The 23,048-nt window shown below is 56.7% G+C and carries 18 protein-coding genes; 14 read left to right on the forward strand and 4 right to left on the reverse strand.

Features of this window, described 5'->3' with window-relative positions:
• Positions 1 to 79 precede the first annotated feature (79 nt).
• Together yhhY and DVA44_RS01530 are read right to left on the reverse strand one after the other, a co-directional pair.
• On the reverse strand, positions 80 to 568 hold the full coding sequence (gene yhhY, locus DVA44_RS01525) for an N-acetyltransferase (protein WP_103824777.1): 489 nt from the start codon (positions 566 to 568) through the stop codon (positions 80 to 82).
• A 217-nt stretch (positions 569 to 785) separates the two neighbouring features.
• Positions 786 to 1,433, reverse strand: coding sequence for a polymer-forming cytoskeletal protein (locus DVA44_RS01530; RefSeq protein ID WP_114385599.1), 648 nt, complete (start codon positions 1,431 to 1,433; stop codon positions 786 to 788).
• A gap of 225 nt (positions 1,434 to 1,658) precedes the next feature.
• On the opposite strand from DVA44_RS01530, the gene DVA44_RS01535 reads away from it, so the two are divergent.
• From DVA44_RS01535 to gntU, 5 genes are all read left to right on the forward strand, one after another.
• On the forward strand, positions 1,659 to 2,696 hold the full coding sequence (locus DVA44_RS01535; protein WP_114385600.1) for an oxidoreductase: 1,038 nt from the start codon (positions 1,659 to 1,661) through the stop codon (positions 2,694 to 2,696).
• A gap of 123 nt (positions 2,697 to 2,819) precedes the next feature.
• Complete coding sequence (locus DVA44_RS01540; RefSeq protein ID WP_103824780.1) at positions 2,820 to 3,515, forward strand: pirin family protein; 696 nt, start codon at positions 2,820 to 2,822, stop codon at positions 3,513 to 3,515.
• Positions 3,516 to 3,605: 90 nt separating this feature from the next.
• Entirely contained in the window at positions 3,606 to 4,601 is a 996-nt protein-coding gene (gene gntR, locus DVA44_RS01545; RefSeq protein WP_103177342.1) for a gluconate operon transcriptional repressor GntR, read from the forward strand.
• Positions 4,602 to 4,727: 126 nt separating this feature from the next.
• A complete protein-coding gene (gene gntK, locus DVA44_RS01550) occupies positions 4,728 to 5,255 on the forward strand; it encodes a gluconokinase (protein WP_103824781.1) in 528 nt (175 codons plus the stop codon).
• Positions 5,256 to 5,258: 3 nt separating this feature from the next.
• Positions 5,259 to 6,599, forward strand: coding sequence for a gluconate transporter (gene gntU, locus DVA44_RS01555; protein WP_103824782.1), 1,341 nt, complete (start codon positions 5,259 to 5,261; stop codon positions 6,597 to 6,599).
• A gap of 1,151 nt (positions 6,600 to 7,750) precedes the next feature.
• Here the strand turns inward: gntU and yhgN are convergent.
• Entirely contained in the window at positions 7,751 to 8,344 is a 594-nt protein-coding gene (gene yhgN, locus DVA44_RS01565) for an NAAT family transporter YhgN (protein WP_103177338.1), read from the reverse strand.
• 177 nt (positions 8,345 to 8,521) lie between these two features.
• Here yhgN and asd point away from each other — a divergent pair, with 177 nt between their 5' ends.
• The 6 genes from asd to glgP all read left to right on the forward strand — a co-directional run bounded on the left by asd (position 8,522) and on the right by glgP (position 19,246).
• Positions 8,522 to 9,625, forward strand: a complete 1,104-nt coding sequence (gene asd, locus DVA44_RS01570; protein ID WP_114385601.1) for an aspartate-semialdehyde dehydrogenase — start codon at positions 8,522 to 8,524, stop codon at positions 9,623 to 9,625.
• Between the two features lie 250 nt (positions 9,626 to 9,875).
• On the forward strand, positions 9,876 to 12,062 hold the full coding sequence (gene glgB / locus DVA44_RS01575) for a 1,4-alpha-glucan branching enzyme (protein WP_103824787.1): 2,187 nt from the start codon (positions 9,876 to 9,878) through the stop codon (positions 12,060 to 12,062).
• Positions 12,059 to 14,032, forward strand: a complete 1,974-nt coding sequence (gene glgX / locus DVA44_RS01580) for a glycogen debranching protein GlgX (protein ID WP_114385602.1) — start codon at positions 12,059 to 12,061, stop codon at positions 14,030 to 14,032. The genes glgB and glgX overlap by 4 nt, the downstream gene beginning before the upstream one ends.
• Before the next feature lie 18 nt (positions 14,033 to 14,050).
• Positions 14,051 to 15,346 (forward strand): glucose-1-phosphate adenylyltransferase, encoded by a 1,296-nt coding sequence (gene glgC / locus DVA44_RS01585; protein ID WP_103177334.1) that lies wholly within the window; start codon positions 14,051 to 14,053, stop codon positions 15,344 to 15,346.
• Positions 15,346 to 16,779, forward strand: coding sequence for a glycogen synthase GlgA (glgA, locus tag DVA44_RS01590; RefSeq protein ID WP_103177333.1), 1,434 nt, complete (start codon positions 15,346 to 15,348; stop codon positions 16,777 to 16,779). Before glgC ends, glgA begins: the two co-directional genes overlap by 1 nt.
• 19 nt (positions 16,780 to 16,798) lie before the next feature.
• A complete protein-coding gene (glgP, locus tag DVA44_RS01595; protein ID WP_103177332.1) occupies positions 16,799 to 19,246 on the forward strand; it encodes a glycogen phosphorylase in 2,448 nt (815 codons plus the stop codon).
• A gap of 88 nt (positions 19,247 to 19,334) precedes the next feature.
• On the opposite strand, the gene glpD is transcribed toward glgP, so the two are convergent.
• Positions 19,335 to 20,843, reverse strand: coding sequence for a glycerol-3-phosphate dehydrogenase (gene glpD, locus DVA44_RS01600; protein WP_114385603.1), 1,509 nt, complete (start codon positions 20,841 to 20,843; stop codon positions 19,335 to 19,337).
• Positions 20,844 to 21,049: 206 nt separating this feature from the next.
• Here glpD and glpE point away from each other — a divergent pair, with 206 nt between their 5' ends.
• The 3 genes from glpE to DVA44_RS01615 are packed head-to-tail and all read left to right on the forward strand — an operon-like array spanning position 21,050 to position 23,031.
• Positions 21,050 to 21,379, forward strand: coding sequence for a thiosulfate sulfurtransferase GlpE (glpE, locus tag DVA44_RS01605; protein ID WP_103177330.1), 330 nt, complete (start codon positions 21,050 to 21,052; stop codon positions 21,377 to 21,379).
• A 44-nt stretch (positions 21,380 to 21,423) separates the two neighbouring features.
• Positions 21,424 to 22,254, forward strand: a complete 831-nt coding sequence (gene glpG, locus DVA44_RS01610) for a rhomboid family intramembrane serine protease GlpG (protein ID WP_114385604.1) — start codon at positions 21,424 to 21,426, stop codon at positions 22,252 to 22,254.
• A gap of 18 nt (positions 22,255 to 22,272) precedes the next feature.
• Positions 22,273 to 23,031, forward strand: coding sequence for a DeoR/GlpR family transcriptional regulator (locus DVA44_RS01615; RefSeq protein WP_103824792.1), 759 nt, complete (start codon positions 22,273 to 22,275; stop codon positions 23,029 to 23,031).
• Positions 23,032 to 23,048 lie beyond the last annotated feature (17 nt).

Consider the following 23,048-nt stretch of genomic DNA (forward strand, 5'->3'; position numbering starts at 1 on the left):
GTTTGCCGGGTGGCGGCTCCGCCTTACCCGGCCTACAAGGTTCCGTAGGCCCGGTAAGCGTAGCGCCACCGGGCAATACTCACTTAACCCGCGCCATATAGAGCGCATCGACAAATTCGCCGTCACGCAGGGCGAATCGCTTCCCGGTGCCTTCCACCACAAATCCGTACTTGCGGTACAGGGCAATGGCAGGCGCGTTGTCGGCAAACACCGTCAGCTCAATACGTTCGATGCGCAGCCAGTTGTCGCACAGGTTGATCATCTCCCGCATCAACGCGCTGCCCGCGCCGCGACCCTGCACGTCGGCAGAGACGCTGATACCAAAGGTCGCCACGTGGCTGCGTCGGGGGTTTTCCATCACGTCCAGCGCCAGATGACCGACAACGTTACCGTCCAGGCAGGCCACCAGATGGCGTCTGCCCGGCTTTTTCATTACCCGTTCCTGCCACATCTCCATCGACGGATGAGGAAGTTGTAGTGTCTGGTGATACACCCCCGGATGGGTATTAAGCAGGCGTAAAGCTTCGGCATCGGCGGCTTCAACGTGGCGTATCACTATCTCACTCATTCCTTCTTCCTCAGTCAGTTAGGTTCCTTTCCAACATCCGTCAGTTTGAAATGTGAGTCAACAAGCATTTTTTGCAAAAAATCAGTAGACAAGTGAGAATGAGAATGATTATTATTGTCTTGCGTTCAGGGAGTCCGCGACGGAAACCTGAAAGCACGACATTGCTCACATTGCTTCCAGTATTATTTTAGCCAGCGTCTCGCTGGCTTTTTTTTGTTTACAGCTTTTGCGAATGCAGGCGATCCGGTATATCAGCCGGGTTCTCTTTTATCATGCCCACCACGTTGTTCTTCTCCGCGACAGCCGGTAAGACCTCCGCCTGGCCGGAAAAGACGCCGCCTTTTTTGATCGCCAGGGTCCGGTAGAGCAGGGTGCCGGTAATCTGGCCATTTTCGCAGATTTCAATGGCCTCGCTGCTGCACTGACCGATGACCTTACCGTCCACGATCAACTCCCGGCAGGTGATGTTTCCCTCTACATAGCCCCCACGCATGATTTTTATCAGGCTCTCTTTAGAGTCGATATTGCCGTTCAGCTTGCCGTGAACATAGACGTGCCCGCCGGAAACGATATTGCCTTCAAAATGCACATCGCTGGCGATCACGGTGGTGCCATGCTTCTCCACCGCGGTGGGTTCTTTTTCAATGACCGGTGCCGGAGGGAGAATTTCTTGCTTGTCAGTTTCGGTTTTTTTTTGTTTCTTAAACATGAGGTTAACCTGATTAGATAGAAGAGGGAGACCAAAGGCCATTAGGGTTAATGCCGCGAACAGCCACGTCAGGGAGGGGGCATTGAAGCACCAGGCGACCAGGGCGAGCAGCCAGAAGAGAAGTGCGCTATTTAACGCGAGGTATTTTCTGTCCATAGAAAATGAGCGCGACTCCTTTCGCGAGCATGTTAATTTGTCTGCCTTCTTATCCTGGGATTCAGAGGCAGGGTCAAGGTTATGCCCGTTATTTTCGGATTCGATATAGCAATATATTCACGGCACGGTTTGCCCGCCGGAATAAGCCTAAAAGATTGATGGGGTTAAATTCGCCAGCAGGTTGCGCTATGGTTGAAGGCAGAGACCTTAGCCAGGAACAACATCATGACACTACACTGCGCATTTATTGGATTTGGCAAAAGCACCACCCGCTATCACCTTCCCTATGTACTTACCCGTAAAGCCAGCTGGCATGTGGCGCATATCTTCCGCCGCCACCCGAAACCGGAAGAGCAGTCTCCGCAGTACTCCCATATTCACTTCACCAGCGATCTCGACGAGGTATTGAACGATCCCGAAGTGAAGCTGGTGATCGTCTGTACCCATGCCGACAGCCATTTTGAGTACGCGAAACGCGCGCTGGAAGCGGGTAAAAACGTGCTGGTGGAGAAGCCATTTACTCCGACGATGGCCGAGGCGAAAACGCTGTTCGAGCTGGCGCGCAGCAAAGGGCTGACCGTCACGCCGTATCAGAACCGTCGCTTTGACACCTGCTTCCTTACCGCGAAGCAGGCCATCGAGAGCGGCAAGCTGGGCGAGATTGTCGAAATCGAAAGCCACTTCGATTACTACCGTCCGGTGGCGGAGACCAAACCCGGCCTGCCGCAGGATGGTTCGTTCTACGGCCTTGGCGTCCATACCATGGACCAGATAATCAGCCTGTTTGGCCGCCCGGATCACGTGGCCTATGACATCCGCAGCCTGCGTAATAAAGCCAACCCGGACGATACCTTTGAAGCACAGCTGTTCTACGGCGACCTGAAAGCGATTGTCAAAACCAGCCATCTGGTGAAGATCGACTACCCGAAATTTATCGTTCACGGCACCAAAGGCTCGTTTATCAAGTACGGTATCGACCAGCAGGAGACCAGCCTGAAGGCCAATATCATGCCGGGTGAACCAGGGTTTGCGGCGGACGATTCCGTGGGCGTGCTGGAGTACGTTAACGACGCGGGCGTGACGGTAAAAGAGGAGATCAAACCGGGCACCGGCGACTATGGCCAGGTCTACGATGCGCTGTACCAGACCCTCACCTGCGGCGCGCCAAATTACGTCAAGGAAATTGAAGTGATGACCAACCTGGAAATCCTTGAACGCGCCTTCGAACAGGCATCACCTGCCACGATAACCCTTGTCCGATAAGCCTGAATGACTCCTCTGTGCTTGTTCAGATATTTTGAACAGAGGAGTCAATTTTCACCCTCTATGATCCCAGGTCGATTGCGTCCACACTTACTCCATCGAAACGAACTGAGGGTAAAAACAATGATTTTCTTACGCAAAGCAAACGACCGTGGACACGCAAATCATGGCTGGCTGGACTCATGGCACAGCTTCTCGTTCGCCGATTATTACGACCCGAATTTTATGGGCTTCTCGGCACTGCGCGTGATTAACGATGACGTGATTGACGCAGGCCAGGGCTTCGGTACCCACCCGCACAAAGATATGGAAATCCTGACTTACGTGCTGGAAGGGGCGGTGGAGCACCAGGACAGCATGGGTAATAAAGAGCAGGTGCCGGCGGGTGAGTTCCAGATTATGAGTGCGGGCACCGGAGTGCGTCACTCCGAATACAACCCAAGCAAAACCGACCGTCTGCGTCTGTACCAGATCTGGATCATTCCGGAAGCGAAAGGCATCACCCCGCGCTACGAGCAACGCCGCTTTGACGCGCAGCAGGGTAAACAGCTGGTACTGTCGCCGGATGCCCGTGACGGCTCGCTGAAAGTGCATCAGGATATGGAGCTTTACCGCTGGGCGCTGGCGAAAGATGAGCAGTCTGTGCACCAGATTGCCGCCAACCGCAAAGTGTGGATCCAGGTGGTGAAAGGCGACGTGACCATCAACGGCACCAAAGCGACCACCAGCGATGGTCTGGCCATCTGGGATGAGCAGGCGATTTCTGTCCATGCTGACAGCGCCGCTGAAATCCTGCTGTTCGACCTGCCGCCGGTCTAAATAATTACGCAACCTTCCCTTTAAACGGGGAAGGTTGCGCTTTGTCCGTGATAAACTGAGAAAATCTCTCACTCATGATTTCTCAGGACGATGAAAAAGAAACGCCCCGTACTTCAGGATGTCGCCGATCGCGTCGGTGTGACCAAAATGACGGTCAGCCGTTTTTTACGTAACCCGGAACAGGTTTCCGTGGCCTTACGTGGCAAGATTGCGGCTGCTCTCGATGAACTGGGTTATATCCCCAACCGTGCTCCCGATATTCTCTCCAATGCGACCAGCCGTGCGGTGGGCGTCCTGCTTCCCTCCTTAACCAACCAGGTCTTCGCCGAAGTGCTTCGCGGCATCGAAAGCGTCACCGACGCCTTTGGCTATCAGACCATGCTCGCCCACTACGGCTACAAGCCGGAGCTGGAAGAGGAGCGTCTGGAATCTATGCTTTCCTGGAACATTGACGGCCTGATCCTCACCGAACGCACCCACACCCCACGCACGCTGAAGATGATCGAAGTGGCGGGTATTCCGGTGGTGGAGCTGATGGACAGCCAGTCGCCGTGCCTGGATATCGCCGTTGGGTTCGATAACTTCGAAGCGGCCCGGCAGATGACGGCGGCGATCATTGCCCGCGGCCATCGTCATGTCGCCTATCTTGGCGCACGTCTGGACGAACGTACTATCATCAAACAGAAGGGGTACGAGCAGGCGATGCTCGACGCGAACTTAACGCCCTACAGTGTGATGGTAGAGCAGTCCTCTTCCTACACCTCCGGCATTGAGTTGATGCGTCAGGCGCGTCGTGAATATCCGCAGCTTGATGGCATCTTCTGTACCAACGATGACCTCGCGGTGGGCGCCGCTTTTGAATGCCAGCGTCTGGGCCTGAAAATCCCGCAGGATATGGCGATTGCCGGTTTCCACGGTCACGACATCGGCCAGGTCATGGAGCCGCGTCTGGCGAGCGTCCTGACGCCGCGTGAACGCATGGGTCGTATCGGTGCGGAACGCCTGCTGGCGCGCATTCGTGGTGAAGCGGTGTCGCCTAAAATGTTAGATTTAGGTTTCACTCTGTCACCAGGTGGATCTATTTAGCGTGACAAGTTTGAACTAGCTCACACTTATTCACTTCGCGCACGTTTGGATATTGCTTCTCGTCAGCCCCGGCAGGACAATGTTACCGATAACTGTTACCCGTAACAATCGACTGAGGGACATACTTTGAGCACCACAAATCCAGATCACCACGTTTATGTCCTGATGGGCGTTTCCGGTAGCGGTAAGTCCGCCGTTGCCAGCGAAGTGGCACATCAAATCCATGCTGCGTTTCTTGATGGTGATTTTCTCCATCCGCGTAGCAACATCAACAAAATGGCCTCAGGTGAGCCGCTGAACGACGACGATCGTAAACCGTGGCTGCAGGCCCTGAACGATGCGGCGTTTGCCATGCAGCGCACCAACAAAGTCTCGCTGATCGTCTGCTCTGCGCTGAAAAAGAGCTACCGCGACCAGCTGCGCGAAGGTAACGCTAACCTCTCCTTTATCTACCTGAAGGGCGATTTCGACGTGATTGAAACCCGTCTGAAAGCGCGCAAAGGGCACTTCTTTAAGACCCAGATGCTGGTGACGCAGTTTGAAACCCTGCAAGAGCCGGGCGCGGATGAAAGCGATGTACTGGTTGTGGATATCGATCAGCCGCTGGACGGTGTTGTTGCAAGCACCATTGAGGTCATCAACAAAAGGCAGTAAGTTTTGAGTACGTTAACGCTTGTTTTAACAGCAGTAGGCTCCGTGCTGCTACTGCTGTTTTTGGTCATGAAGGCCCGTATGCACGCCTTCGTGGCTTTGATGGTGGTATCTATTGGTGCAGGTCTCTTTTCCGGCATGCCGCTCGACAAAATCGCCGCGACCATGGAAAAAGGGATGGGAGGCACGCTGGGCTTCCTGGCGATTGTGGTCGCGCTTGGCGCAATGTTTGGCAAAATCCTGCATGAAACCGGCGCGGTCGATCAGATCGCCGTCAGGATGCTGAAATCGTTCGGTCACAGCCGGGCGCATTACGCCATCGGTCTGGCCGGTTTGATCTGCGCCCTGCCGCTGTTTTTTGAAGTGGCGGTAGTGCTGCTGATTAGCGTGGCGTTTTCGATGGCGCGCCACACCGGCACCAACCTTGTGAAGCTTGTTATTCCGCTGTTTGCCGGTGTCGCCGCCGCCGCAGCGTTCCTGCTGCCTGGCCCCGCGCCGATGCTGCTGGCCTCGCAGATGCATGCTGACTTTGGCTGGATGATCCTCATCGGCCTGTGCGCGGCAATCCCGGGCATGCTCATTGCCGGTCCGCTGTGGGGCAACTTCATCAGCCGTTACGTTGAGTTGCACATTCCTGACGACATCACCGAGCCGCATCTGGGCGAAAACAAAATGCCCTCCTTCGGCTTTAGCCTCGCCCTGATCCTGCTGCCGCTGGTGCTGGTCGGGCTCAAAACCATCGCCGCGCGCTTTGTGCCGGAGGGATCGAGTGCCTACGAATGGTTTGAGTTTATCGGTCACCCGTTCACGGCGATCCTGGTGGCCTGTCTGGTAGCGATCTATGGTCTGGCGATGCGCCAGGGCATGGCGAAAGACCGCGTGATGGAGATCTGCGGTGCAGCGCTGCAGCCGGCGGGTATTATTCTGCTGGTGATCGGTGCGGGCGGGGTGTTCAAGCAGGTGCTGGTGGATTCTGGCGTTGGGCCGGCGTTAGGCGGCGCGCTCACCGGCATGGGTCTTCCGATTGCGGTGACCTGCTTCGTGCTGGCTGCAGCGGTGCGTATCATTCAGGGCTCCGCTACCGTGGCATGTTTGACCGCCGTCGGGCTGGTGATGCCGGTGATTGAACAGCTGAACTACTCCGGCGCGCAGATGGCGGCGCTCTCTATCTGTATCGCGGGGGGATCTATTGTGGTCTCTCATGTGAACGACGCGGGGTTCTGGCTGTTCGGTAAATTTACCGGGGCGACGGAAGCGCAGACGCTGAAGACCTGGACGATGATGGAAACCATCCTCGGGACGACCGGGGCGATTGTCGGGATGATTGCGTTTACGTTGTTGAGCTAGCAGCTACCGTAAACCGTAGGCCGGGTAAGGCGTAGCCGCCACCCGGCTTTTTTGTGTGTGCAGGAAACGTAGGCCGGGTAAGGCATAGCCGCCACCCGGCGTGAACATGCGGCAACGGGAGTGGTTCCGTTCACCTTACGTTTAATGCTTCTCTGTATGCCACGTCACCCCTGACCACCCCGGCTCCCGGCCAGGAAAATCGCCGCGTTGCGGTCCCTTCGGCTTATGACTTGCGGCTGTCGGGTCGGGGGCGATCCTACATCCCTGTAGGTCGCCCCCTCTCGGCGCGTCCCTGCGCCTCGCCCCGGCCTCCAGTCAACGCCTCAGCGATTTTCAGCCGGACCAGGGAGCCGCTGTGGGTGTTTTGCTTATCTGACTCTTTTCGTCGCTGGGGATTTAATTTCGGGTTATGTGGGCAGGGATGTAGGCCGGGTAAGGCGTAGCCGCCACCCGGCTTTTTTGTGTGTGCAGGAAACGTAGGCCGGGTAAGGCATAGCCGCCACCCGGCGTGAACATGCGGCAACGGGAGTGGTTCCGTTCACCTTACGTTCAATGCTGCTCTGTATGCCATGTCACCCGTGAACGTGTCAGAGGGGCTCGCCGCTGTCCCCCTTACCACACTCTTTCGGCGCATCTCTGCCCTCGACTCCGCCTCCAGTCAATGCCCCAGCGATTTTCAGCCGGACCAGGGCGCGCTGCGGGTGTTTTGCTTACCTGACTCTTTTCGCCGCTGAAGATTTAATTTCTGGTTATGCGAGCCGGTAAAACGCCGGGTGGCGCTTGCGCTTACCCGGCCTACATTACTTAACGCGATGTCCAAATTACAGGAAAGTAAAAAAGCTACAGCGACACCCAGGTCCGGCTGAAAATCGCCGAAGCGTTTCCCGCAGGCCGGGGCGAGGCGCATGGACGCGCCGAGAGGGCATAGCCTGCATGGATGCAGGCTATGCCCGACCCGATAGCCGGAGGGAATAAGCTGAGGGCACCGCGGAGCGGCGATTTTCTTGCCGGTAGCCCGGGTCGCCAGGGTGGTGGCGATTGAGCCACCCTGGCACGTTCACCGGTGCGGGTGTAACAGAGAAGCAAGGAACATGAAGTGAACGGAACTACCGCTGGTGCCAGTATATTCCCTTAAACCTAAACCCAACCCCTCACCCCTTCATCCACGCCCGAATCCCATCCAGGAACATCTGTGTCGCCATCATCACCAGGATCAGCCCCATTAGCCGCTCCAGCGCATTCACCCCTTTCTCCCCCAGCAGGCGCAAAAACAGCGACGACTGCAGCAGAATGATGAACGTTCCGCCCCAGGCAATCAGCAGGGCAATCACCAGGTGGCTCATCTGGTTCGGATACTGATGCGACAGCAGCATCAGCGTCGCCAGAATGGTCGGCCCGGCGACCAGTGGGATCGCCAGCGGCACAATAAACGGCTCTTCACCCGCCGGCAGGCCGCTGCTGTTGCCTTCGGTGCTCGGGAAAATCATTTTGATGGCAATCAGGAACAGAATAATCCCGCCGGAAATGGAGACCGTTTCAGCGCGTAAGTTCAGGAACGCGAGGATTTTCTCGCCGGCAAACAGGAAGATAAACATCACCAGCAGAGCGATGAGCAGCTCGCGGATCATGATGGCCCGACGACGCTTCGGCTCGGTGTGTTTCAACACCGACATGAAAATAGGCAGGTTTCCGAGTGGATCCATAATTAGGATCAATAAAACAGCGGCGGAAATGATTTCACTCATCGTACATTATCCCTGATACTTGTATGGTTTCCCCGATGATTAGCTCTTTTTCTGATCGGCGGGCAATCATCGATTAATTTCGCTTGCGACTTTGGCAGCATTTTGTAATGTGAAGCATATCCCAGTTCAATACTGGCTTGCACAAACATCACACACCCTCTGCAGGAAAAAAATGCTATGAAAAACGTTGGTTTTATCGGCTGGCGCGGTATGGTCGGCTCTGTACTCATGCAACGCATGGTTGAAGAGCGCGATTTCGACGCTATCCGTCCGGTCTTCTTCTCCACTTCCCAGCTCGGCCAGGCTGCACCGTCCTTTGGGGGTACCACAGGCACGTTGCAGGATGCTTACGATCTGGAAGCGTTGAAGGCGCTGGATATTATTGTCACCTGCCAGGGCGGCGATTATACCAACGAAATTTATCCAAAGCTTCGTGAAAGCGGCTGGCAGGGCTACTGGATTGACGCGGCCTCTTCGCTGCGCATGAAAGACGACGCCATCATTATTCTTGACCCGGTTAACCAGGATGTCATTACCGACGGCCTGAACAAGGGCGTGAAGACCTTCGTGGGCGGCAACTGTACCGTCAGCCTGATGCTGATGTCGCTGGGCGGCCTGTTTGCTCAGGATCTGGTGGAGTGGGTCTCTGTGGCGACCTACCAGGCGGCCTCCGGCGGCGGCGCGCGCCATATGCGCGAACTGCTGACCCAGATGGGCCAACTGCACCACAGTGTTGCTGATGAGCTGGCAAACCCGGCGTCCGCTATTCTCGATATCGAACGCAAAGTGACTCAGCTGACCCGCAGCGGCGAACTGCCGGTGGATAACTTCGGCGTACCGCTGGCCGGTGGCCTGATCCCGTGGATCGACAAACAGCTGGATAACGGCCAGACCCGCGAAGAGTGGAAAGGCCAGGCAGAGACCAACAAAATCCTGAGCACCGCTTCCGTGATCCCGGTTGATGGCCTGTGCGTGCGCATCGGCGCGCTGCGCTGCCACAGCCAGGCATTCACCATTAAACTGAAAAAAGATGTGTCTATTCCGACCGTGGAAGAACTGCTCGCATCACACAATGCGTGGGCGAAAGTGGTGCCAAACGACCGCGACATCACCATGCGCGAACTGACCCCAGCTGCGGTCACCGGCACATTATCTACCCCGGTAGGCCGTCTGCGTAAACTAAATATGGGTCCGGAATACCTTTCCGCCTTTACCGTCGGCGACCAGCTGTTGTGGGGTGCCGCCGAACCGCTGCGCAGAATGCTGCGTCAGCTGGCGTAATAAATACTTAATACTAAGGGGTGATTTATCACCCCTTTTTTTGCGTACTACATGGAGTAAACGCCAAATGGTCCATAATTTTTCAGGAGTCATATAAAGCGTTGGCTATGCTTTATGCGGGATGTCACATATTCCGCCTGGAGGTTGAACGGAACAGAGAGGATGCACAATGTGCGGTTCCGTTCAGGTCACATCAAGGTCGTACCCGGCGCGCGAAAGGGGCGGCAACTAAAAAAACAGGATGAATACCATGTCCGTTCGTATTGATAGAGACGTGATTAATGCGCTTATTACGGGTCACTTTGCGGATCCGTTTTCTGTACTTGGCATGCACCGCACTGATGCCGGCCTGGAAGTCCGTGCACTGTTACCTGACGCAACGGAAGTGTGGGTGATTGAACCTAAAACCGGCCGCAAGGTCGGGAAACTCGAATGTCTCGATTCACGCGGCTTTTTCGCTGGCGTGATGGCCCGCCGTAAAAACTTCTTCCGCTACCAGCTCGCTGTGATCTGGCATGGACAACAGAATCTGATCGACGATCCCTATCGCTTTGGTCCGCTGTTGCAGGAGATGGATGCCTGGCTACTGTCTGAAGGTACGCACCTGCGTCCTTATGAGACGCTTGGCGCTCATGCCGACACTATGGATGGCGTCACCGGCACCCGTTTTACCGTCTGGGCGCCAAATGCCCAGCGTGTCTCCGTGGTGGGGCAGTTCAACTACTGGGATGGCCGTCGCCATCCGATGCGTCTGCGGCGTGAAACCGGCATCTGGGAGCTGTTTATCCCTGGCGCACTGAACGGCCAGCTCTACAAATATGAGATGATCGATGCGCAGGGTAATCTGCGTATCAAAGCCGACCCCTATGCCTTCGAAGCGCAGATGCGCCCGGAAACGGCGTCACTCATTTGCGGCCTGCCGGATAAAGTCGCCCAGAGCGAAGAGCGTATTCGGGCGAACCAGTTCGATATGCCGATCTCTATTTATGAAGTCCATCTTGGCTCCTGGCGTCGTCATACCGACAACAACTTCTGGCTCAGCTACCGGGAGCTGGCCGACCAGCTGATCCCCTATGTGAAGTGGATGGGCTTTACCCATCTGGAGCTGCTGCCGATTAACGAACACCCCTTTGATGGCAGCTGGGGCTATCAGCCGACCGGGATGTATGCCCCGACCCGCCGTTTCGGCACCCGCGACGACTTCCGCTATTTTATCAACGCCGCGCACGCCGCCGGACTGAACGTGATCCTCGACTGGGTGCCGGGCCACTTCCCGTCCGATGACTTTGGCCTCGCCCAATTTGACGGCACCAGCCTGTATGAACACAGCGACCCGCGGGAAGGCTATCACCAGGACTGGAATACCCTGATCTATAACTATGGCCGTCGGGAAGTGACCAACTACCTGGTGGGCAACGCCCTCTACTGGATCGAGCGTTTCGGCATTGATGCCCTGCGCGTGGACGCCGTCGCCTCAATGATCTACCGCGACTACAGTCGCAAAGAGGGCGAGTGGATCCCGAACGAGTTCGGCGGACGTGAAAACCTGGAAGCGATTGAGTTTCTGCGCAGCACCAACCGCATTCTTGGCGAACAGGCGCCAGGGGCGGTCACGATGGCTGAAGAGTCCACCGACTTCCCGGGCGTCTCCCGTCCGCCGTCAATGGGCGGGCTGGGCTTCTGGTACAAGTGGAACCTGGGCTGGATGCATGACACCCTGGATTACATGAAGCTGGATCCGGTGCATCGTCAGTATCATCACGACAAACTGACCTTCGGCATGCTCTATAACAGCACCGAGAACTTTGTCCTGCCGCTCTCTCACGATGAAGTGGTGCACGGCAAAAAATCGATCCTCGACCGTATGCCAGGAGACGCGTGGCAGAAATTTGCCAATCTGCGCGCTTACTACGGCTGGATGTTCGCCTTCCCGGGCAAAAAGCTGCTGTTTATGGGTAACGAGTTTGCCCAGGGACGCGAATGGAACCACGACACCAGTCTTGACTGGCATCTGCTGGAAGGGGGCGACAACTGGCACCACGGCGTTCAGCGTCTGGTGCGCGACCTCAACCATACCTACCGTCACCACAAAGCCCTGCACGAGCTCGACTTTGATGATTACGGCTTTGAGTGGCTGGTGGTGGATGACCATGAGCGCTCGGTGCTGATCTTTGTCCGTCGCGACAAGGCGGGTAACGAAATTATCGTCGCCAGTAACTTCACCCCGGTGACGCGCCATCACTACCGTTTCGGCATCAATCAGCCAGGCAAATGGCGTGAAGTGCTGAATACCGACTCCATGCACTATCACGGCAGCAACGCGGGTAACGGGGGGCTGGTACAGAGCGATGAACAGGAGAGCCACGGTCGTCCACAATCCCTGAGCATTACGTTGCCGCCGTTAGCCACTATCTGGCTGGTCCGGGAGGGGGAATGACGCAACTCGCCGCAGGTAAACCCGCTCCGCTCGGCGCATGCTATGACGGAAAAGGGGTGAATTTCACTCTCTTTTCCGCCCACGCGGATCGGGTTGAACTCTGCGTGTTTGACGGCAAAGGCATTGAACATCGGTACGATATGGTGGCGCGCAGCGGCGATATCTGGCATGGCTATCTGGAACATGCCCGCCCCGGCATGCGCTATGGCTTTCGGGTATATGGCCCGTGGGATCCCGCAAAGGGGCTGCGCTTTAACCCGGCAAAACTGCTGCTTGACCCGTGCGCGTATCAGGTCGAAGGCACGCTGAATGATGATCCCCTGCTGCACAGCGGCACAGATACACCGGATCACCGTGACAGCGCGGCGGTGGCGCCAAAAAGCGTCGTGGTCAGCGATCATTACGACTGGGAAGAGGATGCCCCGCCCAATATACCGTGGGGCAAAACGGTCATCTATGAAGCCCACGTCAAAGGGTTGACCTGGCTGCATCCTGACATCCCCGAAGATATCCGCGGCACCTACAAAGCGCTCAGTCACCCGGTGATGATTGCTTATTTTAAGCACCTCGGTATCACCACCCTGGAATTATTACCGGTGGCCCATTTTGCCAGCGAGCCGCGCCTGCAACGCCTCGGCCTCAGTAACTACTGGGGCTATAACCCGATGGCGATGTTTGCCCTTGAGCCGCGCTATGCCTCGCATCCCGACCGGGCAAGAGATGAGTTTCGTGACGCGGTGAAGGCGCTGCACGAAGCGGGTATCGAGGTCATTCTGGATATCGTCCTCAACCACAGCGCCGAGCTGGATCTTGAGGGGCCGACGTTCTCCCTGCGCGGAATTGATAACCCTAGCTATTATTGGTTAAGAGAGGATGGTGATTATCACAACTGGACCGGTTGCGGTAACACTCTCAATCTCAGCCATCCGGCAGTGACAGACTATGCGTATGCCTGCCTGAAGTACTGGGTTGAAACCTTCCATATCGACGGTTTTCGTTTTGATCTTGCGTCGGTGATTGGACGCACGCCGGAATTCAGCCAGCAGTCGCCGCTGTTTGAGGCGATAAAAAACTGCCCGCTGCTCTCAGGTGTGAAGCTGATTGCAGAGCCCTGGGATATCGGCCCGGGCGGCTACCAGGTGGGGAATTTCCCGCCGCCGTTCGCGGAATGGAACGATCACTATCGTGATGCGGCGCGCCGCTTCTGGCTGACGCGCGATCTCTCTTTAGGAACATTTGCCGGACATTTCGCCGCTTCCAGCGATGTATTTAAACGCAACGGGCGTTTGCCTTCCGCGTCGATCAACCTGTTGACGGCGCACGACGGTTTCACCCTGCGTGACTGCGTTTGTTTCAATCAGAAACACAATGAAGCAAATGGTGAAGAAAACCGTGACGGCACCTCCAATAACCACAGTTTTAATCATGGTATTGAAGGGTTAAGTGGCAATCTGGATGTGATCGAGCGGCGCCGCGCCAGCGTGCATGCGCTGCTGACGACGCTTTTACTGTCACAGGGTACGCCGATGCTGCTGGCAGGCGATGAACATGGCCACAGTCAGCGCGGCAACAACAATGCTTATTGCCAGGATAACGCGTTAACCTGGCTTGACTGGCAGCAGGCAAACGAGGGACTCGTCGCCTTTACTGCCGCGTTGGTCCATCTGCGTAAGCAGATCCCGGCGCTCACCGAGGATCGGTGGTGGGAAGAGGGCGACGGCAACGTTCGCTGGTTAAATAAAATGGCGCAACCGTTAGGTGCGCACGAGTGGCAGAACGGGGTGCCGCGCCTGCAAATCCTGCTTTCGGATTGCTGGCTCATCACCCTCAATGCCACAGATGAGGTCGCAGAAATTATTTTACCTGAAGGGGAGTGGCGGGCTATCCCCCCATTTGCCGGAGAGGATAATCCGGTCGTTATGACTGTCTGGCATGGGCCTGCGCACGGTGTATGTGTATTCCAGAGATGATAATAAAAGGAGTTGATCATGGTTAGGTTAGATAAGAACGACCCTCTAATGTTGGCGCGTCAGCTGCCATTGAAGTCTGTTGCCCTGATTCTTGCTGGCGGCCGCGGTACCCGATTAAAAGATTTAACGATCAAGCGCGCCAAACCCGCCGTCCACTTCGGCGGTAAATTCCGTATTATCGATTTTGCTCTGTCCAATTGCCTCAACTCAGGCATTCGCCGTATTGGCGTCATTACCCAGTATCAGTCACACACTCTGGTGCAGCACATTCAGCGCGGCTGGTCGTTCTTCAGTGAGGAGATGAACGAGTTTGTCGACCTGTTGCCTGCCCAGCAGCGCGTCCATGGCGAAAACTGGTACCGCGGCACCGCTGATGCGGTCACGCAGAACCTCGATATCATTCGCCGTTATAACGCCGAGTACGTGGTGATCCTCGCCGGGGACCATATCTACAAGCAGGACTACTCGCGCATGCTTATCGACCATGTCGAAAAAGGGGCGCGCTGCACCGTAGCCTGTTTGCCGGTGCCCGTTGCCGAGGCGACGGCGTTTGGCGTCATGGCGGTGGACGAAAACGATAAGGTGATCGATTTCGTGGAAAAACCGGCGAACCCACCTTCAATGCCGGGCGATGACACTAAAGCGCTTGCCAGCATGGGTATCTATGTCTTTGATGCAGATTACCTTTACCAGCTGTTGGAAGAGGACGACAAGGATGAAAAATCCAGCCACGACTTCGGCAAAGACATCATCCCGAAAATCACCAAATCTGGCATGGCTTATGCACATCCTTTCCCGCTCTCCTGCGTACAGTCCGATCCGAATTCAGAACCGTACTGGCGCGATGTAGGAACCCTGGAAGCGTACTGGAAGGCTAACCTCGATCTGGCCTCTGTCACGCCGGAGCTGGATATGTACGACCATAACTGGCCGATCCGTACCCATATGGAGTCTCTGCCGCCGGCAAAATTTGTCCAGGACCGTTCGGGCAGCCACGGCATGACCCTGAACTCGCTGGTTTCCGGCGGGTGCATTATCTCCGGCTCGGTGGTGGTGCAGTCGGTATTGTTCCCGCGCGTGCGGGTGAACTCCTTCTGCAATATTGATTCGTCAGTGCTGTTACCCGACGTCTGGGTGGGCCGCTCGTGCCGCCTGCGTCGTTGCGTTATCGACCGTGCCTGCGTCATTCCGGAAGGCATGGTAATTGGAGAAAATGCGGAAGAGGACGCGCGCCGTTTCTACCGCTCAGAAGAAGGTATCGTGCTGGTTACGCGGGAAATGCTGCGTAAACTGCAGATCAAACAGGAGCGATGATGCAGGTTTTACACGTTTGTTCTGAAATGTTCCCGTTGCTCAAAACTGGCGGGTTGGCGGATGTGATAGGGGCGTTACCGGCGGCGCAAATTGCAGGTGGGGTTGATACCCGCGTGCTGTTACCCGCTTTTCCAGATATTCGTCGCGGCGTGCCTGACGCGCAGATCGTCAGCCGCCGCGAGACCTTTGCCGGGCGCATCACATTACTGTTTGGCCATTACAACGGCGTGGGTATCTACCTGATTGACGCGCCGCATCTTTATGACCGCCCAGGGAGCCCGTACCACGACACTAACCTGTTTGCCTATACCGATAACGTGCTGCGTTTCGCGCTGCTCGGCTGGGTAGGGGCGGAGATGGCCTGCGGGCTGGATCCGTTCTGGCGTCCGGACGTGGTGCATGCCCACGACTGGCACGCCGGGTTAGCGCCAGCCTATCTGGCGGCACGTGGCCATCCGGCGAAGTCGGTCTTTACCGTGCATAACCTGGCGTACCAGGGCATGTATTTCGCCAAACATATGGATGACATCGATTTGCCATGGTCATTCTTTAATATGCACGGGCTGGAGTTTAAGGGGCAGATCTCCTTCCTCAAGGCCGGGCTTTACTACGCCGATCACATCACCGCCGTCAGTCCAACCTACGCGCGGGAGATCACCGAAGCGCAGTTTGGCTACGGGATGGAGGGACTGCTCAGCCAGCGCCATCGCGAAGGCCGACTGTCGGGCATTCTCAACGGCGTGGATGAAAAAATCTGGAGTCCGGAAACCGATCTGCTGCTGGGGGCGCGCTATAACCGCGACTCCGTGGAAGATAAGGCCGAGAACAAACGTCAGCTGCAAGTTGCCATGGGACTGAAGGTCAACGACAAGGTGCCGCTGTTTGCGGTGGTAAGCCGTCTGACCAGCCAGAAAGGACTCGATCTGGTGCTCGAGGCGCTGCCGGGCCTGCTGGAGCAGGGCGGTCAGCTGGCGCTGCTGGGTGCGGGCGATCCGGTACTGCAGGAGGGCTTCCTCGCCGCCGCCGCCGAACATCCAGGACAGGTGGGTGTGCAGATTGGCTATCACGAAGCGTTTTCGCACCGCATCATGGCGGGCGCAGACGTTATTCTGGTGCCGAGCCGTTTTGAGCCCTGCGGCTTAACCCAGCTGTATGGTCTGAAGTACGGCACGCTGCCACTGGTGCGGCGTACTGGCGGGCTGGCGGATACCGTATCCGACACCTCGCTGGAGAATCTGGCGGATGGGATCGCCACCGGATTTGTCTTTGAAGACAGTAATGCCTGGTCGCTGTTACGCGCGATTCGTCGTGCTTTCGTGTTGTGGTCACGTCCTTCTTTATGGCGTTTTGTTCAACGCCAGGCGATGGCCATGGATTTTAGCTGGCAAGTTGCGGCGCAGTCCTACCGCGATCTTTATCAACGCTTGATGTAACAATGCTGGAATCAGAGATATGAATGCACCCTTTTCCTATGCGTCTCCCACGGTAAGCATTGAGGCGTTAAAGCACTCCATTGCTTACAAGCTGATGTTCACCATTGGCAAAGACCCGGTCATCGCCAACAAACACGAATGGCTCAACGCCACCCTGTTTGCGGTGCGTGACCGGCTGGTTGAGCGCTGGCTGCGCTCCAACCGCGCCCAGCTCTCACAGGAGACTCGCCAGGTTTACTATCTGTCGATGGAGTTTTTGATTGGCCGCACCCTTTCCAACGCGCTGTTGTCGCTGGGTATCTATGACGACGTCAAAACTGCGCTGGAAGAGATGGGGTTAGATTTAGAAGAGCTGATTGACGAAGAGAACGACCCTGGCCTCGGCAACGGTGGTCTGGGCCGTCTGGCAGCCTGCTTCCTCGATTCGCTGGCGACCCTTGCCCTGCCAGGGCGTGGCTACGGTATCCGCTACGATTACGGCATGTTCAAACAGAACATTGTCGATGGCCGGCAGAAAGAGTCTCCGGACTACTGGCTGGAGTACGGCAACCCGTGGGAGTTCAAGCGCCACAATACCCGTTATAAAGTCCGCTTCGGTGGCCGTATTCAGCAGGAAGGCAAGAAGAGCCGCTGGGTCGAAACCGAAGAGATCCTGGCTGTGGCTTACGATCAGATCATTCCCGGCTACGACACTGACGCCACCAATACGCTGCGCCTGTGGAACGCCCAGGCCAGTAGCGAGATTAACCTCGGTAAGTTCAACCAGGGCGACTACTTCGCGGCGGTGGAAGATAAAAACCACTCCGAGAACGTCTCCCGTGTGCTCTATCCGGATGATTCCACCTACTCCGGGCGCGAGCTGCGCCTGCGTCAGGAGTACTTCCTGGTCTCCGCGACCATTCAGGATATCCTGAGCCGTCACTACCAGCTGCACAAAACCTACGCCAATCTGGCGGATAAGATCGCAATTCACCTGAATGACACCCACCCGGTGTTGTCGATCCCTGAGCTGATGCGCTTGCTGATTGACGAGCACAAGTTCAGCTGGGACGAGGCGTTTGAGGTGACCTGCCAGGTCTTCTCCTACACCAACCACACGTTGATGAGCGAAGCGCTGGAAACCTGGCCAGTAGATATGCTGGGCAAAATCCTGCCGCGCCACCTGCAGATTATCTTCGAGATTAACGACTTCTTCCTGAGAACGTTGCAGGAGCAGTATCCGCACGACACCGGCCTGCTGAGCCGCACCTCAATCATTGATGAATCCAATGGCCGCCGGGTGCGCATGGCGTGGCTGGCGGTGGTGATCAGCCACAAGGTCAACGGCGTGTCTGAGCTGCACTCGAACCTGATGGTGCAGTCGCTGTTCGCAGACTTTGCGAAAATCTTCCCGATGCGTTTCTGCAACGTCACCAACGGGGTGACGCCACGCCGCTGGCTGGCGCTGGCGAACCAGCCGCTCTCTGATGTGCTCGACGAGAACATTGGCCGCACCTGGCGGACCGATTTAAGCCAGCTGAGCGAGCTCGAGCAGCATGCTGACTTCCCGACGGTGAATAAAGCGGTGCGTGATGCCAAACTGCTGAATAAAAAGCGGCTGGCGGTGTGGATGGCGCTGCATCTGAACGTGGTGGCTAACCCGAAAGCGCTGTTCGACGTGCAGATCAAACGTATCCACGAGTACAAGCGTCAGCTGATGAACGTGCTGCACGTGATCACCCGTTACAACCGCATCAAAGCCGACCCGGATGCGGACTGGGTGCCACGCGTGAACATCTTCGCCGGGAAAGCGGCGTCGGCCTATTACATGGCGAAGCACATTATTCATCTGATCAACGACGTGGCGAAGGTGATCAATAACGATCCGCAGATTGGCGACAAGCTGAAGGTCGTCTTTATCCCGAACTACAGCGTGAGTCTGGCCCAGCTGATCATTCCGGCCGCCGATCTCTCGGAGCAGATCTCGACCGCAGGCACCGAAGCCTCCGGCACCAGCAACATGAAATTTGCCCTCAACGGCGCGCTGACCATCGGCACGCTGGATGGCGCCAATGTTGAGATGCTGGAGCACGTGGGTGAAGAGAATATCTTTATCTTCGGTAATACCACGGAAGAGGTGGAGGCGCTGCGTGCTAAGGGCTACTCGCCGCGTGATTATTACGAGCAGGATGAAGAGTTGCGTCAGGTGCTGACCCAGATCGGCACCGGGGTATTTAATCCGGACGAGCCTGGCCGCTATCGCGACCTGGTGGATTCGCTGATTAACTTCGGTGACCACTACCAGGTGCTGGCGGACTACCGCAGCTATGTGGATTGTCAGGACCGGGTCGACGAGCTGTACCGCAAGCCGGAAGAGTGGGCCACCAAAGCGATGCACAACATCGCCAATATGGGCTACTTCTCGTCGGATCGCACCATCCAGGAGTATGCCGAGAACATCTGGCATATCAAACCGGTGCGGTTGTAAAAAACGCCGGGTGGCGGCTGCGCCTTACCCGGCCTACGTTCCTTTCTCTTTTGTAGGCCCGGTAAGCGCCAGCGCCACCGGGCATTTTTTATGATGCTAACGACAGCTCACGCTTTCCCATACGCTGCGCCAGCCACAGCGCCACGCGCGACTGTTGCTCCGCATTGAGCCACATCCCCTCTTTGGTGCGACGCCACAGCGCATCGTCTGCGCGGCGTACCCACTCGTGGTCGGCTAAGTAGCGCAGTTCCGCCTCGTAAAACTCGTGGCCAAAATGTTCGCCCAGATCGGTCAGATCCTTCGCCCCGTTCAGGATCAGCTCGCTATTGCTGCCGTAGGTGCGGGCAAAGTGGCGGGCCATGGATTCGCTGATAAACGGATAGCGACGGCGCAGTTTTGCCGCGTAATCATCGCGGTTGCCGCCGATATCACCGCCGGGCAGCACCGCGCCTTTGGTCCATGCCGGGCCAATACCCTGGTAGTAGGGTGCCAGTTTTTCCATCGCATGTTCCGCCAGCTTACGGTAGGTGGTGAGCTTACCGCCAAACACCGACAGCAGCGGCGCTTTGCCGTGATCGTCGTGAATATCGAGCGTGTAGTCGCGGGTGATGGCCTGCGGTGAATCGGACTCGTCGTCACACAGCGGACGCACGCCAGAGTAGCTCCAGACCACATCCTCGCGCGTCAGCGTCTTTTTAAAGTGCGCGTTATAGACCTCCAGCAGATAGCTGACTTCGCTCTCGTCGATCTCAACGTTCTTCGGATCGCCTTTGTACTCCACGTCGGTGGTGCCGATGATGGAGAATTCATCCATCCACGGGATGACAAACACGATGCGCTTGTCTTCGTTTTGCAGAATATAGGCCTGTTTCTGGGTATGCACCCGCGGCACCACAATGTGGCTACCTTTGATCAGGCGGATGCCATACGGTGACGGCAGCTGCATCCCCTGGTCAAAGAACTGCTTCACCCATGGGCCGGTTGCGTTCACCAGCCCGCGTGCCTGCCAGCTGAAACGCTCGCCGGTATCGATATCTTCCGCTTCGACAATCCACAGCCCCTTTTCCCGGCGCGCCGAGACCGCGCGGGTGCGGGTTTTCACCTCACCGCCTTTGCGTTCAACCATTTGCGCGTTGGCCAGCACCAGACGGGCATCGTCCACCCAGCAGTCGGAATATTCGAATCCGCGCACGATTTCAGGCTTCAGCACCGAGTCTGCGCCAAAACGCACACCGGCAGAGGCGGGCAGGCTGGTGCGTTTACCCAGGTGGTCGTACATAAACAGACCAATGCGGATCATCCATGCCGGGCGCAGATGCGGGCGGTGCGGCAGGCGAAAACGCATCGGCGTGGCGATATGGGGTGCCATTTTCAGCAGCACTTCACGTTCCGCCAGCGCTTCACTCACCAGGCGGAACTCATAGTGTTCCAGGTAACGCAGGCCACCGTGGATCAGTTTGGAGCTGGCGGAGGAGGTGGCACAGGCGAGATCCTGCGCTTCCAGCATCAGGACAGATAACCCGCGCCCGGCCGCATCAGCCGCAATACCTGCACCGTTGATACCGCCACCTATTACAATCAGATCTTTAGTTTCCATTGCATCCTCACGCACTTTCGTTAAAGCTCAAAAATGTTCGATATCGCTCATATTAGCAAAGGAAATGGATTTTAGTAACATCAAAAAAACATTTTTGAGTGATAGAGCTAACATAATGGCGTTTACCCGCCGCCACGACGTACACTAACCGTTAAAATAGTGCGGTCCCAGGCCGCACGGCACGTGAACAGACAACAGAGAGCACCATGGAACAATTTGAATGTATTAACGTAGAAGAAGCCCATCAGAAGATGCACCAGGGCACCGCAGTGCTGGTGGATATTCGCGATCCGCAAAGTTTTGCGATGGGCCACACCCCGGGCGCATTCCATCTGACCAATGCCTCGCTCGCCGAGTTTATGCGTGACAACGATTTCGACACCCCGGTAATGGTGATGTGCTATCACGGCAACAGCAGTAAGGGGGCGGCGCAATATCTGCTGCAACAGGGCTATGACTCGGTTTACAGCGTGGACGGCGGCTTCGATGCCTGGCACCGTCATTTCCCGGCAGAAGTCGAGCACGCGGGCATTTAGGGTATATACTGTCCCCTTTTGTGTGGAATAAGCGACTGCCGCCGATGCTACTGATCACCTCTTTTAACAACCCGCGCGTCGCCCAGGCGTTTGTCGACTACATGGCGACGCAGGGTGTCATTCTTACCATTCAACAACATACGCAAACCGACGTCTGGCTGGCGGATGAGAGCCAGGCTGCCCGGGTTGAGGCGGAGCTGGCGCGTTTTCTGGAAAATCCCGGCGATGCACGCTATCTGGCGGCGAGCTGGCAGTCCGGCCATACCGGTAGCGGCCTGCGTTATCAGCGCTTTCCTTTCCTTGCGACCCTGCGCGAACGCGCGGGGCCGTTTACCCTGGGGTTAATGGCGGCCTGCATTCTGGTCTTCATTATGATGAGCGTGGTGGGCGATCAGCAGATCATGCTGCTGCTGGCCTGGCCCTATGACGCCTCGTTAGAGTTCGAATTCTGGCGCTACTTCACCCACGCGCTGATGCACTTCTCGTTCCTGCATATTCTCTTTAACCTGCTGTGGTGGTGGTATCTCGGCGGGGCGGTGGAGAAACGGCTCGGCAGCGGCAAGCTCATCGTGCTCACCCTTATCAGCGCGCTGCTCAGCGGCTTTATCCAGCATAAGTTCGGCGGCCCGTGGTTTGGCGGCCTTTCCGGCGTGGTCTACGCGCTGATGGGCTATGTCTGGCTGCGCGGCGAGCGCGATCCAGAGAGCGGTATCTACCTGCAGCGCGGGTTGATGACCTTTGCATTAATCTGGATTATTGCCGGATGGTTTGATCTGTTTGGTATGGCGATTGCCAACGGTGCTCACGTCGCCGGGCTGGTGGTCGGGCTGGCGATGGCGTTTGCCGATACGCTCAATGCGCGAAAACGAACATAAATCTGGCAGGGAACTCCGATGAAACAAACACAACGTCATGATGCCATTATTGACCTGGTGAAAAAGCAGGGATACGTCAGTACCGAAGAGCTGGTGGAGCAGTTTGCCGTCAGCCCGCAGACCATCCGCCGCGACCTCAACGACCTGGCCGATCAGAACCGTATCCTGCGCCACCACGGCGGCGCGGCGCTGCCCTCCAGTTCGGTCAACACCCCCTGGCATGACCGCAAGGCGACGCAGACCTCGGAAAAGGAGCGTATCGCCCGTAAGGTCGCCAGTCAGATCCCCAACGGCGCGACGCTGTTTATCGACATCGGCACCACGCCGGAGGCGGTGGCACATGCCCTGCTCGGTCATGAAAATCTGCGTATCGTGACCAACAACCTCAACGTCGCCACCACCCTGATGCAGAAAGAGGACTTTCGCATCATTCTGGCGGGCGGCGAGCTGCGCAGCCGTGACGGCGGCATTATTGGCGAGGCGACCCTCGACTTTATCTCCCAGTTCCGCCTCGACTTTGGCATTCTCGGCATCAGCGGTATCGATACGGACGGCTCGCTGCTGGAGTTTGACTACCACGAAGTGCGCACTAAGCGGGCGATCATTGAGAACTCGCGCCATGTCATGCTGGTGGTGGATCACTCCAAGTTTGGCCGTAACGCGATGGTGAACATGGGCAGCATAAGTATGGTGAATGCGGTTTACACCGACGTGATGCCGCCAGCGGGTGTGTTGAAGGTCATTAAAGATAATAACTTGCAGTTAGAGCTGTGCTGAATTCATGTCGGGTGGCG

It is taken from the genome of Leclercia sp. W17, assembly GCF_003336325.1.
Classification (GTDB): domain Bacteria; phylum Pseudomonadota; class Gammaproteobacteria; order Enterobacterales; family Enterobacteriaceae; genus Enterobacter.

Bases quoted from the DNA above. Each gene is read 5' to 3' on its own strand.
- gntR (WP_103177342.1), top strand. From the start codon at position 3,606: ATGAAAAAGAAACGCCCCGTACTTCAGGATGTCGCCGATCGCGTCGGT.
- glpG (WP_114385604.1), top strand. From the start codon at position 21,424: ATGCTACTGATCACCTCTTTTAACAACCCGCGCGTCGCCCAGGCGTTT.
- glgA (WP_103177333.1), top strand. From the start codon at position 15,346: ATGCAGGTTTTACACGTTTGTTCTGAAATGTTCCCGTTGCTCAAAACT.
- DVA44_RS01535 (WP_114385600.1), top strand. From the start codon at position 1,659: ATGACACTACACTGCGCATTTATTGGATTTGGCAAAAGCACCACCCGC.
- DVA44_RS01530 (WP_114385599.1), bottom strand. From the start codon at position 1,433: ATGGACAGAAAATACCTCGCGTTAAATAGCGCACTTCTCTTCTGGCTG.
- DVA44_RS01615 (WP_103824792.1), top strand. From the start codon at position 22,273: ATGAAACAAACACAACGTCATGATGCCATTATTGACCTGGTGAAAAAG.
- DVA44_RS01540 (WP_103824780.1), top strand. From the start codon at position 2,820: ATGATTTTCTTACGCAAAGCAAACGACCGTGGACACGCAAATCATGGC.
- glgX (WP_114385602.1), top strand. From the start codon at position 12,059: ATGACGCAACTCGCCGCAGGTAAACCCGCTCCGCTCGGCGCATGCTAT.
- glpD (WP_114385603.1), bottom strand. From the start codon at position 20,843: ATGGAAACTAAAGATCTGATTGTAATAGGTGGCGGTATCAACGGTGCA.
- yhgN (WP_103177338.1), bottom strand. From the start codon at position 8,344: ATGAGTGAAATCATTTCCGCCGCTGTTTTATTGATCCTAATTATGGAT.
- glgB (WP_103824787.1), top strand. From the start codon at position 9,876: ATGTCCGTTCGTATTGATAGAGACGTGATTAATGCGCTTATTACGGGT.
- glpE (WP_103177330.1), top strand. From the start codon at position 21,050: ATGGAACAATTTGAATGTATTAACGTAGAAGAAGCCCATCAGAAGATG.
- asd (WP_114385601.1), top strand. From the start codon at position 8,522: ATGAAAAACGTTGGTTTTATCGGCTGGCGCGGTATGGTCGGCTCTGTA.
- glgC (WP_103177334.1), top strand. From the start codon at position 14,051: ATGGTTAGGTTAGATAAGAACGACCCTCTAATGTTGGCGCGTCAGCTG.
- yhhY (WP_103824777.1), bottom strand. From the start codon at position 568: ATGAGTGAGATAGTGATACGCCACGTTGAAGCCGCCGATGCCGAAGCT.
- glgP (WP_103177332.1), top strand. From the start codon at position 16,799: ATGAATGCACCCTTTTCCTATGCGTCTCCCACGGTAAGCATTGAGGCG.